This is a genomic window from Phenylobacterium sp. (genome assembly GCF_030697305.1).
In the GTDB taxonomy this organism is placed as follows: domain Bacteria; phylum Pseudomonadota; class Alphaproteobacteria; order Caulobacterales; family Caulobacteraceae; genus Phenylobacterium.
Genome location: NZ_JAUYQL010000107.1, coordinates 1 through 13,539, shown reverse-complemented (window position 1 = coordinate 13,539; position 13,539 = coordinate 1). Strand labels below are relative to the sequence as shown.

Below are 13,539 nucleotides of genomic sequence, written 5' to 3'. Positions count from 1 at the left end.
ACACCGGCCGCGCGCCCGCCAGCACGCCGCGGATTGTCCTCGCCAGCGCCAGCGCCAGCGGCAAACCGGCCGCCGAGCGCGACGCCCACGGCATCGCGCGTGGCGGTGTGCGCACGCCATGGACCGACGTTCCGACGGTCCGTCTGTCGGGCATAAGCGATTCCAAATCGTTCCTCGGCGCGATCTCCGGCTCGGGCGTACCGTTCACCAAGGCCGAACTTGGCGGGCTGTATCCTGGCGGCAAGGCCGAGTACTTGCGCCGCTTCACCGCTTCGCTTGATGCAGCGATCAAGGCCGGGAACCTATTGAGCGACGATCGCGAGGAGATTTTGGAAATCGCCGGCATCAACTTCGACGCAGCGCCCTAGGCGGCCAGGCTTGGCTGAGCATCGCAGCGCTGGTCAGTGGTTACGCGCCAGCGCTGCGAGCACAAAGCGCATCAGAAACAGTCCGATGACGCGGTCGATGCCGAAGGCCATGAGCAAGTCAGCTATCGGCGGCGCCGATCGGTGCGACTCGACAAAGGCTGGGCTCTTCTGGCGACGGCCATCAGTGCTTCGTCCTGATCATCCCAGGCGGTGACCGGCTTGGAGGTCCAGAAACGAGGCGATGCCCGGGGCTAAGGCCCGGACTTATCGACGCTATTCCCAAGTCGGAAATGCGGATGGGGTTATCTAGGAAATGAATGGTCGGAGTGGCAGGATTCGAACCTGCGACCCCCGCGTCCCGAACGCGGTGCTCTACCAGACTGAGCCACACTCCGACTAAGGAAGGCGGCTTATAGATGAGGGTCCTTAGCGCCGCAAGCGAGCCTGGCGGACAGTTTGCAGGCGTTGCATCGCGAGGCGCCTTGGGCTATCTCGACGCCCTCGCGGCGCGGCCTGCGAGGCCCGTTCCTGCTGGGGAATGGTGTAATGGTAACACTGCGGTTTTTGGTACCGTCATTCTAGGTTCGAGTCCTAGTTCCCCAGCCAACGCTTCTTCCCCTCTCGGGCCGCCTAGCCCAGGTCCAGGCCAGGGCCCGCCGGCAGGCTCGCTGTCCCGCCGTTCAGCGGTCGCACCATCCACACCACGTCCAGCCAGCGGCCCTGCTTGTAGCCCAGGCCAGGGCCGACGCCGGCCGCCTCGAAACCCAGGGCCGCATGTAGGCCGATGGAGCTCGCGTTACCGCTGTCGCCGATCACCGCCACCATCTGGCGCAGGCCCATCGCCTCGCAACGGGCGATGACCGCGGCCAGCAGGGTGCGGCCCACGCCGGTGCGCTGCACGTCGGGGGCGATATAGACGCTGTCCTCCACAGTGTGGCGGTAGGCGCTGCGCATGCGGAACGGCCCCGCGTAGGCGAAGCCCAGCATCCGACCGTTCAACTCCGCGACGAGCCAGGGCAGGCCGTGGACGACGACGGCGGCGCGGCGAGCCTCCATCTGCTCGGGAGACGGCGGCGTCTCTTCGAAGGTGCCGACGCCTTCGATCACGTGATGGCCGTACAGCGCGGCCAGCGCCGGCGCGTCCTGGATCGTCGCGGCGCGCAGGATCATGGCGCCCAGCCCCGCTCCAGCGCCCACACCGCGAAGGCGTAGTCGAGGGCGATCTCCTTCAGGAAGTCGTAGCGGCCCGAGGCCCCGCCGTGGCCGGCCTCCATGTTGATGCGTAGCAGGATTGGCGCCTCGCCGGTCGTGCGCTCCCGCAGGCGCGCGACCCACTTGGCCGGTTCCCAATAGGTCACGCGCGGGTCTGACAGGCCGCCGGTGGCCAGGATCGGCGGATAGGGCCGCTCGGCGACCTGGTCGTAGGGGCTGTAGCCGGCGATGCGGTCGTAAGCCTGCGCGTCGCGTGTCGGGTCGCCCCACTCGGGCCATTCCGGCGGGGTCAGCGGCAGGGTGGTGTCGCTCATCGTGTTCAGCACGTCGACGAACGGCACCGCGGCGATGATCGCGCCCCAAAGGTCTGGGCGAAGGTTGGCGATGGCGCCCATCAGCATGCCGCCGGCCGAACCGCCGTAGGCCGCGATCCGTCCCGGCCGGCCATAGCCGTGGGCGCACAGGTGCTCGGCGGCGGCGATGAAGTCGGTGAAGGTGTTCTCCTTCTTGTCCTTCCGCCCGTCGAGGAACCAGCCCCAGCCTTTGTCCGATCCCCCACGCACATGGGCCACAGCCCAGATCCAGCCCCGGTCCACCAGGCTCAGCGAACGGATCGAGAACGTCGGCTCCATGGCGTGGCCATAGGCGCCGTAGCCGTACAGCAGCAGCGGCGCTGAGCCGTCCAGCGGCGTGTCGGCGCGCATCAGCACGGTCACCGGCACCAGCTCGCCGTCGGCGGCCGGCGCCTGCAGCCGCCGGGCGACATAGAGCGCCGGGTCGTGGCCGGACGGGATCTCCTGGGTCTTGCGCAAGGTCCGCTCGCGGCTCGCCATGTCGTAGTCGAACCAACGCCTGGGCGTGGTCGGCGACTGGTAGACGAAGCGGGTGACGGCGGTGTCGTACTCGTAGCCGCCGTCGAGGTTGAGCGCGTAGGCCTCCTCGTCGAAGGACACCACATGCTCGCCGCCCGCCCGGTCGGCGACCACCAGCCGATCGAGGGCGTCGACCCGCTCGGCGCGCACGATGTGGCCGGCGTACAGCGCGAAGCCGGTGATGTAGCGGCCTGGCTGGTGGGCGATCCAGTCGCGCCAGGTCTCGCGCGACGGCACACTCGCTTCGGAGGTCGCGAGCTTGAAGTCCACGGCGCCGTCGGCGTTGGTGCGGATCACCCAGCGGTCGCCCCAGCGGTCGAGGCCGTACTTGACGCCCTTCTCGCGCGGCTGGGCGACGACCGGCGCGCTCTGCGGGTCGGCCGCAGGGATCAGCAGGCTTTCAGTGGTCTCCTGGTCACCCACATGGATGATGATGTGGCTGTCGTCGGACGTCGCGCCGACGCCCAGGAACATGCCTTCGTCGGCCTCCTCGTAGATCAGCACGTCCTCGCCGCCCCGGGCCGCCCGGCGATAGACGCGCGACGGGCGCGCGTTCTCGTCGCGCCACACCCAGAATAGCCAGGCGCTGTCGGGCGAGAAGGCGAAGTCGCCGTTGGCGCTCTCCACCGGCGCGCCCAGGATCTCGCCACTGGCCAGGTCCTTCACGCAGATCGTGTAGTACTCCGAGCCCTGCTCGTCGGCCGCCCAGGCGTAGAGTTCGTGGTCGGGGCTGTGGCGCGAGGCCGCGACCTGGAAGAACGGCTTGCCGATTGCTAGCGCCGGTTCGTCCAGCAGCACCTGCTCGCCATCGTCGCGCCCGCGCGGGCGGCGCGCGTGGATCGGATGTTCGCCGCCCGGCTCGTAACGGGCGTAGTAATCCCAGGCGCCGTCGGGGGCGGGGACGGAGCTGTCGTCCTCTTTGATCCGCCCCTTCATCTCGGCGAACATCTGCGCCTGCAGCGCTTCGGTCGGGGCGAGCATGGCCTTGGTGTAGGCGTTCTCCGCGTCGAGGTGGGCGCGGATGTCCTCGGCGAGCTTCGTCGGGTCGCGCAGGACCTCCTTCCAGTTGTCATCCTTCATCCAGGCGTACTGATCGGTCCGCACGCGGCCGAGCTGCTCGATGATCGTCGGGACTTTGTGGGCGGCAGGGGGCGTCAGCGTGGTCATCTACGCTAGATGCGGCCTGCGCGGCGATGGCTCAAGCGGAGGCTGCGGCGCCGCAGATTCAACCAACGACGCTGGCCATCTCGAAACATGGTGAAGATGTGTTAACTTTGTGTCGATATAAGCGCGTCAATAGGGCGCGGGCCGATCACGGACCTGCGTCTTGTCGTTCAAAACCCAGTCTGATTCATGATTGCGAGTAGTTGTATCGGGGCTTTCAAGGTCTAGGGGGCGTCAATGGTCTGGGATCTCTCCACGGAGTTGATCCACGCTACTGTTCAGCTTGAACAGCCGCTTGGAGACGGAACGCGAACTGTCGGGACCGGGTTCCTGATCAGTGCGCCGGCCCCTGACGGAACCGCCCGCACGGTGCTGGTGACCGCCAATCACGTGTTGCAGAAAATGCCCGGCGCCCTGGCGAAGGTCGGCTACCGGATCGCCAACGCCGACGGCAGCTGGACCTACTCGCCCCAGACGGTGACCATTCGCGATGCGTCCGGCGGCCCCGTCTGGACCCGCCATCCATCGCGCGACGTCGCCGCCATCGCCATCGTTGCACCGCCGGAGTTCGCCAAGGCGGCGATCCCCGCCGACTATCTGGCCGGCGACGACACCTTTTCCAAGAACCAGATCGGCGCCGGCGACGAGATGATGGCCCTGGGCTTTCCCCGCGGTCTGGCCGCCAACCAGGCGGGCTTCCCGATCCTGCGCTCGGGGCGCGTGGCGTCCTATCCCGTGGCGCCGGCCACGGTGTTCCCGACCTTCCTGCTCGACTTCTCGGTGTTCCCGGGCAACTCAGGCGGCCCGGTTTTCATGACCGCCAAGGACAGCCGCCGCGCCGGCGCGGCCGACGCCGCTGAACCTCAGTTCATCGCCGGCCTGCTGACCCAGCAGGTGGAGCTGAACAACGAACGCCTGGAGATCGGCATCGTCACCCATGCCAAGTACATCCACGAGACGCTGGCCCTGCTCGACAACCCGGCCGCCCCGGTGACCGTGGCCCGCGCCGACGCCGGTGTCGTGGGCGCAAGCGCCGCCTCCGCGGAAGAGGCGGCGGCGCCCGACTAGGGTCCTCAGCCGGCGAAGAAGATCGTAAGCGTCTCGGCGACACAGGCGGGCTTGTCCTCGCCCTCGATCTCGACGGTGAATTCGTTGCGCAATTGCAGGCCGCCGGCCCGCGGCTCCACGGCCAACAGTTTCTGGCGCACGCGCACCCGTTTGCCGACCCGCACCATGTTGGTGAAGCGCACCTTATCCGAACCGTAGTTGATCCCGCGCGCGACGCCGGTGATGTTGAGCAGGCCTTTTGACAGGAACGGGATCAGCGACAGCGTCAGATAGCCGTGGGCGATCGGCCCGCCCATCTCGCGCGTCGCACGCTCGACGTCCACGTGGATCCACTGGAAGTCGCCGGTAGCCTCGGCGAACTGGTTGACCCGCTCTTGGGTGATCTGCACCCAGTCGGACACGCCGACCTCCTGGCCCACGAGCGTGGGCAAGCCGTTGAAGTCGATGGTGGGCATGGGTGGTATTCCTTCTTGGCTATGCGTCAGACGATCTTGGAGCCTTGCTTGCCCCAATAGGCGTCCCGGATCAGCCGCTTGTACAACTTTCCGGTCTGGTGGCGTGGCAGCTCGGCCATGAAGTCGATGCGTCGGGGGCACTTCACGTGGCTGATGTTCGCCCGGCAGAAGGCCATCAGTTCGTCGCGCAGCGCGTCGCCCGCATTGGCCCAGTCCAGCGGCTGTATCACCGCCACGACCTGTTCGCCCATTTCCGCGTCGGGCGCCCCGATCACCGCGGCGTCGGCGACCTTCGGGTGGGTGATCAGCAGGTTCTCGAGCTCTTGGGGATAGATGTTCACGCCGCCAGAGATGATCATGAAGCTCTTGCGGTCGGTGAGGTAGAGATAGCCTTCTTCGTCGACCCAGCCGACGTCGCCCATGGTCGGCCAGCCATACTTGTTGGTGCTCTCCTTCGCCTTCTCAGGGGCGTTATGGTAGCGGATCGGCGGCCCGTTCGCGACGTGCACAACCCCCTCGCTTCGGGGCGGTAGCGGCTCTCCGTCCTCGTCGCAGATCCGCAGTTCGCCGGCGGCGGCGCGGCCGACCGAGCCCTTGTGCGCCAGCCATTCTTCCGCCGTCAGGCAGCAGAATACGATCCCCTCGGTGCCGCCGTAATATTCGCCGATGATCGGACCCAGCCAGTCCAGCATCTGTTCCTTGACCGGTACCGGACAGGGCGCGGCGGAGTGGAACACGACCTTGAGGCTCGCGGTGTCGTGGGCGCGGCGGGCCGCTTCGGGCAGTTTGAGCATGCGCACGAAGTGCGTCGGCACGAACTGGGCCGTATTGATCCTGTGCGCCTCGATCAACGCCAGCGCCGCTTCGGCGTCGAAGCGCGACATCGCGACCGCCGTGCCGCCCTGGCGATGCACGGCCATGACCCAGCGCACCGCCGCGGCGTGATAGAACGGTGCAGGGCATAGGTAGACTGTGTCCTCGCTGAAGCCGAAGTGGACGCGGGCCAGCTCGCTGACGCGTTCGGGCGCGTCGATCGGCCCGCCGCTCAGCACCGGCTTCACCCCTTTTGGACGCCCGGTGGTGCCCGAAGAGTAGAGCATGTCGGACCCAGCGGTCTCATCGGCGACCGGCGTCGCTGGCATCGCTCCGCGCGCCGCCTCGAAGTCGGCGTAGGGCGCACGGGCCGGCGTCGTCATGTACAGCGTCAGGTCGGGCAGCAACGCCGGCAGTTCGTCCAGGACCGCGCCCACCCCGGGCGAGACGATCAGCAACCGGGCTCCGCAATCGCGGACGATGTATTCCACCTCGTTGGCGGTCAGTTTGCTGGAGATGCAGGCGTAATACAGGCCCGCGCGCTGAGCCGCCCAGGCGATCTCGAAAAATCGCGGCGAGTTGTCCATCAGGATGGCGATCACGTCGCCGGCGCCCAGACCGAGGGAGCGGAACAGTTGCGCCCCCTGGTTGGAGCGATCGTCCAGCTGGCGATAGGTCACCACCTCGCCAGATCCATCCATGATCAGCGCGGGCTTGTCCGGCGTTCGCTGGGCGTAGATCGATGGGTGCATTCTTCCTCCGATGACCCGGCGCTTTGATCGGCGCATCCTGCTTTGGGGGCTATGGGCCTTGCCCTGCGCACCGGCGTCAAGCGTCGAGCGACCTGGACGCGGGTCGCGATGCAAACGGCTGGTTAACGCCATTGTGGTGACCTGTGCGCCGACATGAACCAGACCGCGCCCGCGACGGACTTTCCAGAAGACGCCGAGCCGCAACCGAGGCCGCCTTCGCGCGCCCGCGCGGTCCTGTTGCGCAGGTTGGCCGACGTGGTCTGCCTGCCAAGTTCGCGGGTCAACGCCTTCGAGCGCGCGATGACCGCCGATCTGCTGGTCGAGATCCTGCGCGAAGCCGACCCTGCCGAGCGAATCCGGGTCGCCAAGCGGCTCTCGTGTCTCGGCGAGGTGCCGGCGACCCTGCTGCAACTTCTGCTGCGCGACCACATCGAGGTGGCCGAGCCGCTGCTGGTGGAATGCGCCAGCCTCAGCGATCGCGACCTGATCGATTGCGCCCGCATGGCCACCCTCGAACATCGCCGGCTGATCGCCATACGCCGCGGCGTCAGCGAAGTGGTGGCCGACGCGCTCATCGAGTTCGAAGAGCCGGTGGTGATCGAGTGCTTGCTGCGCAACACCCAGGCCAAGCTTTCCCACGGCGGGGTCGAAGCGATCGTCGCCAACAGCCGCGGCGACGGGCGGCTGGTGCCGACGCTCCTGAAGCGGCCCGAGGTGCGTCCGTCCCAGGCCTACGTGCTGTTTTGGTGGGCCGACGCCGAGGCCAGGCGCACCATCCTCCAGCGCTTCGCCGTGTCGCGCGAAGTGCTGCAGGACGCCGTGGGCGACATCTTCTCTCTGGCCGCCGAGGAAGGCTGGCAGGACCCCTTGGCGCGCAAGGCGTTGCAGTTCATCGAGCGTCGCCAGCGCAATCGTGCGGCGATCGAGAAGAGCCCGTTCGACAGCCTCGAGGACGCGGTCGCCGCGGCCCAGGGCGGCATGAGCCGCGAAACCGCCGAGGAGATCTCCTATCTCTCCGGATTGAAGCCGATGACCGGCGCCAAGATCTTCACCGACGGCGGCGGCGAGGCGTTGGCGATCCTGTGCAAGGCGACCGGCTTGCCGCGGGCTGCGGTCAGGGCGCTGTGGCGCGGCTTGAGACGACCGGAGACCGACGCCGAAGGCGTGCTCACGCCGGCTCTCGACCGTGCGATCACCACCTATGACATGATCGCCGTCGACCGGGCGCAGACCGTCCTGCGTTACTGGAACTGGTCGCTGTCCTCCGCCATGACGCCCAGTCTGCTGCGCGCGATCCGCGAGGGCGACGAGGACGCGGTGGATGAATACTCAGTGCCGCAACGCGCCGCGATGCTGGCGCTCTCAAAAGAGCTCTCGCGCTAAGACCTTACGTCGCGCGGCGGTTCAATCTCGTCATATTTGCGGCTAACCCCTTGAGTCCGCTGTCTCTGTGTCTATCTCAACAGGTAGAGCGAACTCAGCTTACTGCACGCTGGGCAACCTAGCAGCGTAGCGCATTGACTGTTCTAAGCGGTCAAAACGATGTTCGGCGAAAGCGGCTGCTATTTGTGGTCTTGTCGCGGTGATCGACACCCTCTAATGACCTGTCATTGATGTTATGAATCAGATGAAACCCCAAGGGTTCACGGATAGAGACAAATGGACGAGAAATCAGAAGTGATCGAGATGACAGCGGACATTGTTTCCGCCTATGTCGGCAACAATTCGGTTTCCGCAACGGATCTTCCAAGCCTGATCCAGAGCGTGCATCGCGCACTTGCCGGGGTGTCGACGGGCGCGGAGACCTCTGAAGCAGCTCCCAAGGAACCTGCGGTTCCGATCCGCCGCTCGATCACGCCGGATTTCCTGATCTGCCTCGAGGATGGACGCAAGTTCAAGTCGCTGAAGCGGCACCTGCGCACCAAGTACAACATGAGCCCCGAGGAATATCGTGCTAAGTGGTCCCTGCCCAAGGACTACCCGATGGTCGCGCCAAACTACGCCAAGGCGCGTTCGGATCTGGCCAAGCAAATGGGTCTGGGCCAAGGCGGACGTCAGGCGCCGCGCAAGAAGCGCTGACGCCAGTCTCGCAAAGCGAGTTCGTAACGGAAAACGCCCGCTGATCTCAGCGGGCGTTTTGCATTCCAGATGTCGACGGCGGTGAATTCATTGCCGCACCCGACGTTTTTCGCTTGCCGGCGATTCGCTGCTTGAGCGATATATGATTCTTCGCGATTCCAAGATGTTGTTAAGGAATCTGGAGATGTCGGCGCATATCGGTGGTTCTGCGGCGGCTGCACGGGCGCACGAGGAGCTGTACGCCTATTGGGCCTCGCTACGGCAGGGTGCGCGGCTTCCTAGCCGCGGCGACATCCATCCGCGCGAGATCAAGCGACTACTGCCCACCGTCAGCCTCATCGACGTGCATCGCGAGCCCCTGGACTTCCGTCTGCGGCTGGCCGGCACCGGCCTCTACAGCGTCTATGGGCGGGAGATCACCGGCCGCACCCTGCGCGACGTTTACAACTCCGCCGCCGCGGAATATTGGCGCGGCGAACTGACCAAGGTGGTCGAGGAACGCCGCCCCTCGGTGGGTGTGCATAACCTGGCCTGGCGCGGTGCGTCCCACCTGTCGATCCTGTGGTTGCGCCTTCCGCTGGCCGCCAACGGCCGGGACGTCGACATGATCCTGGGCTACGACGCGGTGGTGGGCGTCCAGGGCCAGACGCTGAGCGGCATCCGCGCCGCCTGATCGGCCTCAGGTCCGCGCGGTCAGGGCGTCGGCGTCGCGGCGAATACGGGTAGCCATCGCCGCCAGGCCGTTCGAGCGTTGCGACGACAATGCGCCGGCGAACCCCAGACTCTCGAACGCGACCTTCGGGTCGAACGCCATGATCGCTTCCGGCGTCCGCCCCGAGAACAGCCGGATCAGGATGGCGATCAGCCCACGCACGATCTGGGCGTCGGAATCCCCGCGAAACGTCACCGTGCCGGCGGCTTGCGGCTCGGTGACCAGCCAGACCTGGCTGGCGCAACCGCGCACCTTGTTGGCGTCGCTGCGTTCGGCGTCGGTGAGCGGAGCGAGCTCGCGACCCAGATCGATCACGTAGCGGTAGCGCTCCTCCCAGTCGCCCAGTAGGTCGAACTCGCCCGCGAGGTCCGCCAGTTCTTCGTCGATGGTGCGCATCATGGCCGACTTAGGAGGCCTGACGGCGTCGCGCAACCGCACAGCCTCAGGCGGCGGGCAGGCGCACCCGCACGGTGAAGCCTTCGCCCAGCGCTGATTGCAGCCGCAGCCGCCCGCCCATCGCCTGGCAGAGCAGTTCGCAGATCGGCAGCCCCAGCCCGGCGCCCTCGCTGCGGCGGGTGAGCGCGCTGTCGCCCTGCTCGAACGGGCGCAGCAGTCTCGGCAGGTCTTCAGGATCCGCGCCTGGACCATCGTCGGCGATGACGATCTCGACGCTGTCACCGCGCGCCGCCGCCCCGATCCGCACCTGCGCACCTTCCGGCGAGAACATCACCGCGTTCTGGATGAGGTTGGTCAGTACGGTCCTCAGGCCGCGGGCGTCGGCGATGGCGGTGGGCATCGCGCCGCGCTCGAGCACCAGCACTTCGATCCTGCGGGCTGTGATCTCTTCCTTCAGGCTGTCCAGGGCGTCGTCGATCGCGTGATCCAGCGGTTCGGCGCGAAGGTCGAGATCGGTGGCGTGGCCCTCCAGGCGGGCGATCTCGAGGATCTGGTTCACCAGCTTCAGCAACCGCAGGCCGCTACCTCGGATGATCGTCGCATATTCCTTGTACTGCGGCGCCCCCAGCGGTCCGTATAGTTCGGCTGCGATGATCTCGGAGAACCCCAGGATCGAGTTGAGCGGGGTGCGCAGTTCGTGGCTGGCCATGCGCAGGAACGAGCGTTTGCGTTCGTCCAGCAGGCTTGCGCGGCGCGGAGCCGGCGGGCTTGCGTCGGCGGGCGCTACGACCTTCGCCGGTTCGGACATGTCGACAGCCTTCCAGGCGTTCGCCGGCATAGTCGCCCCTTGGCGCTTACGAATTGGTTTCCCGCCTGTCGCGCGCTGCGCGAGCAGCCTTACGCGCACCCAGGGTGGAGGCTACTCTGTACAGGCGGACGAATCCGTTGCTGCGAGGACGCTCAGGCTTGACCCAAACCGCTTTGCATGGCGCGCCCGAAGCGGCGGCGCCGATGACGCGCGGAATCGCCTGGGGCGTCTCGGCGGCGTGGCTGACGGCTGGCTGCGTGGCCGCGGTGCTGACCTGGGCGCTGGGGCCGCCAGGGGCGGGGCGCGAGGCTTTGGCGCTGGCGTTCGGCGCGGCGCCGGCTGTGATCACCCTGGGCTCCGCGGGACGCGAGGAGGCGGTTGGCCGCTTCGTCGTGCTGGCCTGGGCGGCTGGCGGCGGACTGGCCAGCTTGCTGGCGGGCGGCGCGGCCGGGCCGCTCGCGGTCTGGTGCCTGACGCCGATGATGGTCGCGGTGATGCTTCGCCGCGCCGATCTGCTGCCGCTCGCGGGCGCAGGCGCATTGGCCGCGCTCGCCCTGTCGACCTTCGGCGCGATGCTGTTCCACTTAGCCGCTCCGCCTGCGGTGCTGACCCCTTGGCTCTCCGTGCTCGGCGTAGGCGGTCTTGCGGCGGCGCTGGGCGCGGTGCTGCTCAGCGTCTACGGCGAGGCCGCGCGCGTCGGACGCGGCGCCGAGAGGCTGCAGGGGATATTCGTCGAGCAACCCCAGCTCCTACTGGCGGTCGCTCCTGACGGTAGGATGGAAGGCGTCGTCGGCCACGCGCCGCCGGGCGTTCCGGTGGCCGACATGGTCGGTCGCAACCTGATCTCCGCGGTCGTCCAGGCCCAACGCCTGGACGTCCAGCAGGCGCTGCGCCGCGCCGCCGTCGAGGGGTCAGCCGAGATCGGCTTCACGCCCGTGGACGACGCCAGCGGCTGGGTGGTGCTCAGCCTGCGCCGCGCCTCCGCCCAGCGCCTGGTGGGGTCCATGCGCGACGCCCGCGGCCCCCGGGCCCGCGAGGCCGAGCTGGAGCGGGCCCGCGAGCGGGCGGACTCCCAGAACGCCGGCAAGTCCCGCTTCCTGGCCAACATGAGCCATGAGCTGCGCACGCCGCTGAACGCCATCATGGGCTTCAGCGACATCATGCGTCAGCGGATGTTCGGTCCGATCTCCGACCGTTACGCCGACTACGCCGAGCTGATCCACGAGTCCGGCGGCCACCTGCTGGAGCTGATCAAAGACGTGCTCGACATGACGAAGATCGAAGCCGACCGCTACGAGCTGGCGCGCGAGGAGTTCGACGCGCGCGAGGCGGTCAGCGCGGTGCTGCGGCTGATGCGTGGCCAGGCCGATCGCGCCGGCGTGCAGCTCCGCGGCGTGCTGCCGCGGGAGCCGCTGGAGGCCGACGCCGACCGCCGGGCGGTGAAGCAGATCGTCATGAACCTGATCTCCAACGCGCTGAAGTTCACGCCGAAGGGCGGATCGGTGACCGTCAGCGCCGAGGCCGTGGGGACGACGCTGGAAGTGATCGTCGCCGACAGCGGCGTCGGCATCAGTCCCGAGGACCTGGAGCGCCTGGGCCGGCCCTACGAGCAGGCCGGCGGCGCCGACCAGCGGGCCGGCGGCACGGGGCTGGGCCTGTCACTGGTGCGCGCCTTCGCCGAGCTGCACGGCGGCGAGATGTTGATCGAAAGCCGGTTGGGTGACGGGACCTCGGTCACCGTGCGCTTGCCGGTGCTCGAGCCGGTCGAGCCTGCGACCGAAGCCTAGCGCCGCGCGGTCTGCAGGAAGGCGCGGCCGGCGGCGAAATCTCCGACCTCAACATAGGCGCGGCGGGTCTCGTCCTTGCGCCCGGCGAACAGAAACTCCACGGCCACAGCCTCACGTGGGTCTAACTCCGACAACCGCAGCGCCGCGGCGGCGGGAAAGCGGAAGGCCCAGGCGCGGTCGGCGTCCTTGCCGGCGAGATCTGCGCCGGCCCTGCTGCGAGCCTCGGCGGTGAATGTCGCGAGCGCGCTCGGCGGCATGCGCTTGGCCAGCGGCAGGCGTCGCAGAGAGGCTGCGCCGCGCCGGTCGAGATAGGGGCCGAGGCTGCGCCCGGGATCGCGCATCACCAGCCGCGCGGCGTACGGCGTGCGCCCGTCGGCGAACACCCCGACCGCCAGCAGGACCCCTTCGCCCTCGCGCCCGGCCAGGCCGAAGGTCATCCGGTCGGGGCCGAACTGCGCCTCCTGGGCCAGGCGCCAACGCTGCGCCCGTCCATCGTTGCGGTCTGCGCGCCAGTCGGCCAGATCGCCGGGATAGTTCATCCGCATCATCGCGGCGTAGCCCTGGAAGGCGCTGCGAATCCGCTCGGCGGCTTGTTGAAGATCGGCGGAGTTGCAGGCTGTGCGTTGCGCCGTGGCTCGGGCGCGGGCTTCCACCGCCGAGAGGTCGGCGGGATCGGCGCCCCCCCGCAGAGCTGCGTTGCGCGCCTGGGCGCGTCCGGCGGCCAGCGCCGCGCCCACCGGGGCGGCGAACAGCCCGCAACGTTCGCCGGCTGCGCTCATCAGCGCGCGCTCGTAAAGAACGTCGTTGGCGGCCAACGATAGGGCTGGCGTGGCGCTCAGGGCCATCGCCGCGAGCACGGCATAGCGGACCCGCACCGGGCGGCGTCGCTGCGTTCGGGCGCTAGTCATGCTTTGATGTCGGCCGTCTATGGTCCAAGGAGCAGGCGCGCAGGTTAGAAGGCGCGCGTTTCCCGAAATGTATCGATCCCGAGGCCGACCATGCTGCTTGCGACCGTCGTCTGGTTGTGCGCTCTGATGCGCCTCGCCGAGATCG

The 13,539-nt window shown here is 67.9% G+C and carries 13 protein-coding genes and 2 tRNA genes; 7 read left to right on the top strand and 8 right to left on the bottom strand.

Annotated elements, in window-relative coordinates:
• The coding region (locus Q8R27_RS11120) for an alpha/beta hydrolase domain-containing protein (protein WP_305699083.1) at positions 1-368 on the top strand (368 nt) is incomplete at its 5' end.
• Between the two features lie 318 nt (positions 369-686).
• On the opposite strand, the gene Q8R27_RS11115 is transcribed toward Q8R27_RS11120, so the two are convergent.
• Positions 687-763 (bottom strand) — tRNA-Pro (locus Q8R27_RS11115).
• A gap of 137 nt (positions 764-900) precedes the next feature.
• On the opposite strand from Q8R27_RS11115, the gene Q8R27_RS11110 reads away from it, so the two are divergent.
• Positions 901-974: transfer RNA gene (locus tag Q8R27_RS11110), tRNA-Gln, on the top strand.
• 24 nt (positions 975-998) lie between these two features.
• Here the strand turns inward: Q8R27_RS11110 and Q8R27_RS11105 are convergent.
• Both Q8R27_RS11105 and Q8R27_RS11100 read right to left on the bottom strand, forming a co-directional pair.
• On the bottom strand, positions 999-1,538 hold the full coding sequence (locus tag Q8R27_RS11105; RefSeq protein ID WP_305699082.1) for a GNAT family N-acetyltransferase: 540 nt from the start codon (positions 1,536-1,538) through the stop codon (positions 999-1,001).
• Positions 1,535-3,619: a S9 family peptidase gene (locus Q8R27_RS11100; protein ID WP_305699081.1), complete on the bottom strand. Its 2,085-nt coding sequence runs from the start codon at positions 3,617-3,619 to the stop codon at positions 1,535-1,537. Before Q8R27_RS11100 ends, Q8R27_RS11105 begins: the two co-directional genes overlap by 4 nt.
• Before the next feature lie 234 nt (positions 3,620-3,853).
• On the opposite strand from Q8R27_RS11100, the gene Q8R27_RS11095 reads away from it, so the two are divergent.
• Positions 3,854-4,684, top strand: a complete 831-nt coding sequence (locus Q8R27_RS11095) for a serine protease (protein WP_305699080.1) — start codon at positions 3,854-3,856, stop codon at positions 4,682-4,684.
• Positions 4,685-4,689: 5 nt separating this feature from the next.
• Here Q8R27_RS11095 and Q8R27_RS11090 read toward each other — a convergent pair whose 3' ends face one another.
• Both Q8R27_RS11090 and Q8R27_RS11085 read right to left on the bottom strand, forming a co-directional pair.
• Complete coding sequence (locus tag Q8R27_RS11090) at positions 4,690-5,139, bottom strand: MaoC family dehydratase (protein ID WP_305699079.1); 450 nt, start codon at positions 5,137-5,139, stop codon at positions 4,690-4,692.
• Positions 5,140-5,165: 26 nt separating this feature from the next.
• On the bottom strand, positions 5,166-6,704 hold the full coding sequence (locus Q8R27_RS11085) for an acyl-CoA synthetase (protein WP_305699078.1): 1,539 nt from the start codon (positions 6,702-6,704) through the stop codon (positions 5,166-5,168).
• A gap of 153 nt (positions 6,705-6,857) precedes the next feature.
• Here Q8R27_RS11085 and Q8R27_RS11080 point away from each other — a divergent pair, with 153 nt between their 5' ends.
• The 3 genes from Q8R27_RS11080 to Q8R27_RS11070 all read left to right on the top strand — a co-directional run bounded on the left by Q8R27_RS11080 (position 6,858) and on the right by Q8R27_RS11070 (position 9,456).
• Complete coding sequence (locus Q8R27_RS11080; protein WP_305699077.1) at positions 6,858-8,087, top strand: DUF2336 domain-containing protein; 1,230 nt, start codon at positions 6,858-6,860, stop codon at positions 8,085-8,087.
• A gap of 276 nt (positions 8,088-8,363) precedes the next feature.
• Positions 8,364-8,783: a MucR family transcriptional regulator gene (locus Q8R27_RS11075; RefSeq protein ID WP_305598318.1), complete on the top strand. Its 420-nt coding sequence runs from the start codon at positions 8,364-8,366 to the stop codon at positions 8,781-8,783.
• 184 nt (positions 8,784-8,967) lie between these two features.
• Complete coding sequence (locus tag Q8R27_RS11070) at positions 8,968-9,456, top strand: PAS domain-containing protein (RefSeq protein WP_305699076.1); 489 nt, start codon at positions 8,968-8,970, stop codon at positions 9,454-9,456.
• Between the two features lie 6 nt (positions 9,457-9,462).
• Here Q8R27_RS11070 and Q8R27_RS11065 read toward each other — a convergent pair whose 3' ends face one another.
• Positions 9,463-9,894 carry a SufE family protein gene (locus tag Q8R27_RS11065; protein ID WP_305699084.1) on the bottom strand — a complete coding sequence of 144 codons (432 nt, stop codon included), beginning with the start codon at positions 9,892-9,894 and terminating at the stop codon, positions 9,463-9,465.
• Positions 9,895-9,937: 43 nt separating this feature from the next.
• On the bottom strand, positions 9,938-10,699 hold the full coding sequence (locus Q8R27_RS11060; protein ID WP_305699075.1) for a sensor histidine kinase KdpD: 762 nt from the start codon (positions 10,697-10,699) through the stop codon (positions 9,938-9,940).
• A 158-nt stretch (positions 10,700-10,857) separates the two neighbouring features.
• Between Q8R27_RS11060 and Q8R27_RS11055 the strand changes: the two genes are divergently transcribed.
• Entirely contained in the window at positions 10,858-12,486 is a 1,629-nt protein-coding gene (locus tag Q8R27_RS11055; protein WP_305699074.1) for a HAMP domain-containing sensor histidine kinase, read from the top strand.
• On the opposite strand, the gene Q8R27_RS11050 is transcribed toward Q8R27_RS11055, so the two are convergent.
• Positions 12,483-13,394 carry a hypothetical protein gene (locus tag Q8R27_RS11050; RefSeq protein WP_305699073.1) on the bottom strand — a complete coding sequence of 304 codons (912 nt, stop codon included), beginning with the start codon at positions 13,392-13,394 and terminating at the stop codon, positions 12,483-12,485. The genes Q8R27_RS11055 and Q8R27_RS11050 overlap by 4 nt on opposite strands.
• Between the last annotated feature and the right edge of the window lie 145 nt (positions 13,395-13,539).

What these genes read in the sequence shown, in the direction of transcription:
- Q8R27_RS11105 (WP_305699082.1), bottom strand. Translation starts at nt 1,538, where the DNA reads ATGATCCTGCGCGCCGCGACGATCCAGGACGCGCCGGCGCTGGCCGCG.
- Q8R27_RS11100 (WP_305699081.1), bottom strand. Translation starts at nt 3,619, where the DNA reads ATGACCACGCTGACGCCCCCTGCCGCCCACAAAGTCCCGACGATCATC.
- Q8R27_RS11095 (WP_305699080.1), top strand. Translation starts at nt 3,854, where the DNA reads ATGGTCTGGGATCTCTCCACGGAGTTGATCCACGCTACTGTTCAGCTT.
- Q8R27_RS11090 (WP_305699079.1), bottom strand. Translation starts at nt 5,139, where the DNA reads ATGCCCACCATCGACTTCAACGGCTTGCCCACGCTCGTGGGCCAGGAG.
- Q8R27_RS11085 (WP_305699078.1), bottom strand. Translation starts at nt 6,704, where the DNA reads ATGCACCCATCGATCTACGCCCAGCGAACGCCGGACAAGCCCGCGCTG.
- Q8R27_RS11080 (WP_305699077.1), top strand. Translation starts at nt 6,858, where the DNA reads ATGAACCAGACCGCGCCCGCGACGGACTTTCCAGAAGACGCCGAGCCG.
- Q8R27_RS11075 (WP_305598318.1), top strand. Translation starts at nt 8,364, where the DNA reads ATGGACGAGAAATCAGAAGTGATCGAGATGACAGCGGACATTGTTTCC.
- Q8R27_RS11070 (WP_305699076.1), top strand. Translation starts at nt 8,968, where the DNA reads ATGTCGGCGCATATCGGTGGTTCTGCGGCGGCTGCACGGGCGCACGAG.
- Q8R27_RS11065 (WP_305699084.1), bottom strand. Translation starts at nt 9,894, where the DNA reads ATGATGCGCACCATCGACGAAGAACTGGCGGACCTCGCGGGCGAGTTC.
- Q8R27_RS11060 (WP_305699075.1), bottom strand. Translation starts at nt 10,699, where the DNA reads ATGTCCGAACCGGCGAAGGTCGTAGCGCCCGCCGACGCAAGCCCGCCG.
- Q8R27_RS11050 (WP_305699073.1), bottom strand. Translation starts at nt 13,394, where the DNA reads ATGACTAGCGCCCGAACGCAGCGACGCCGCCCGGTGCGGGTCCGCTAT.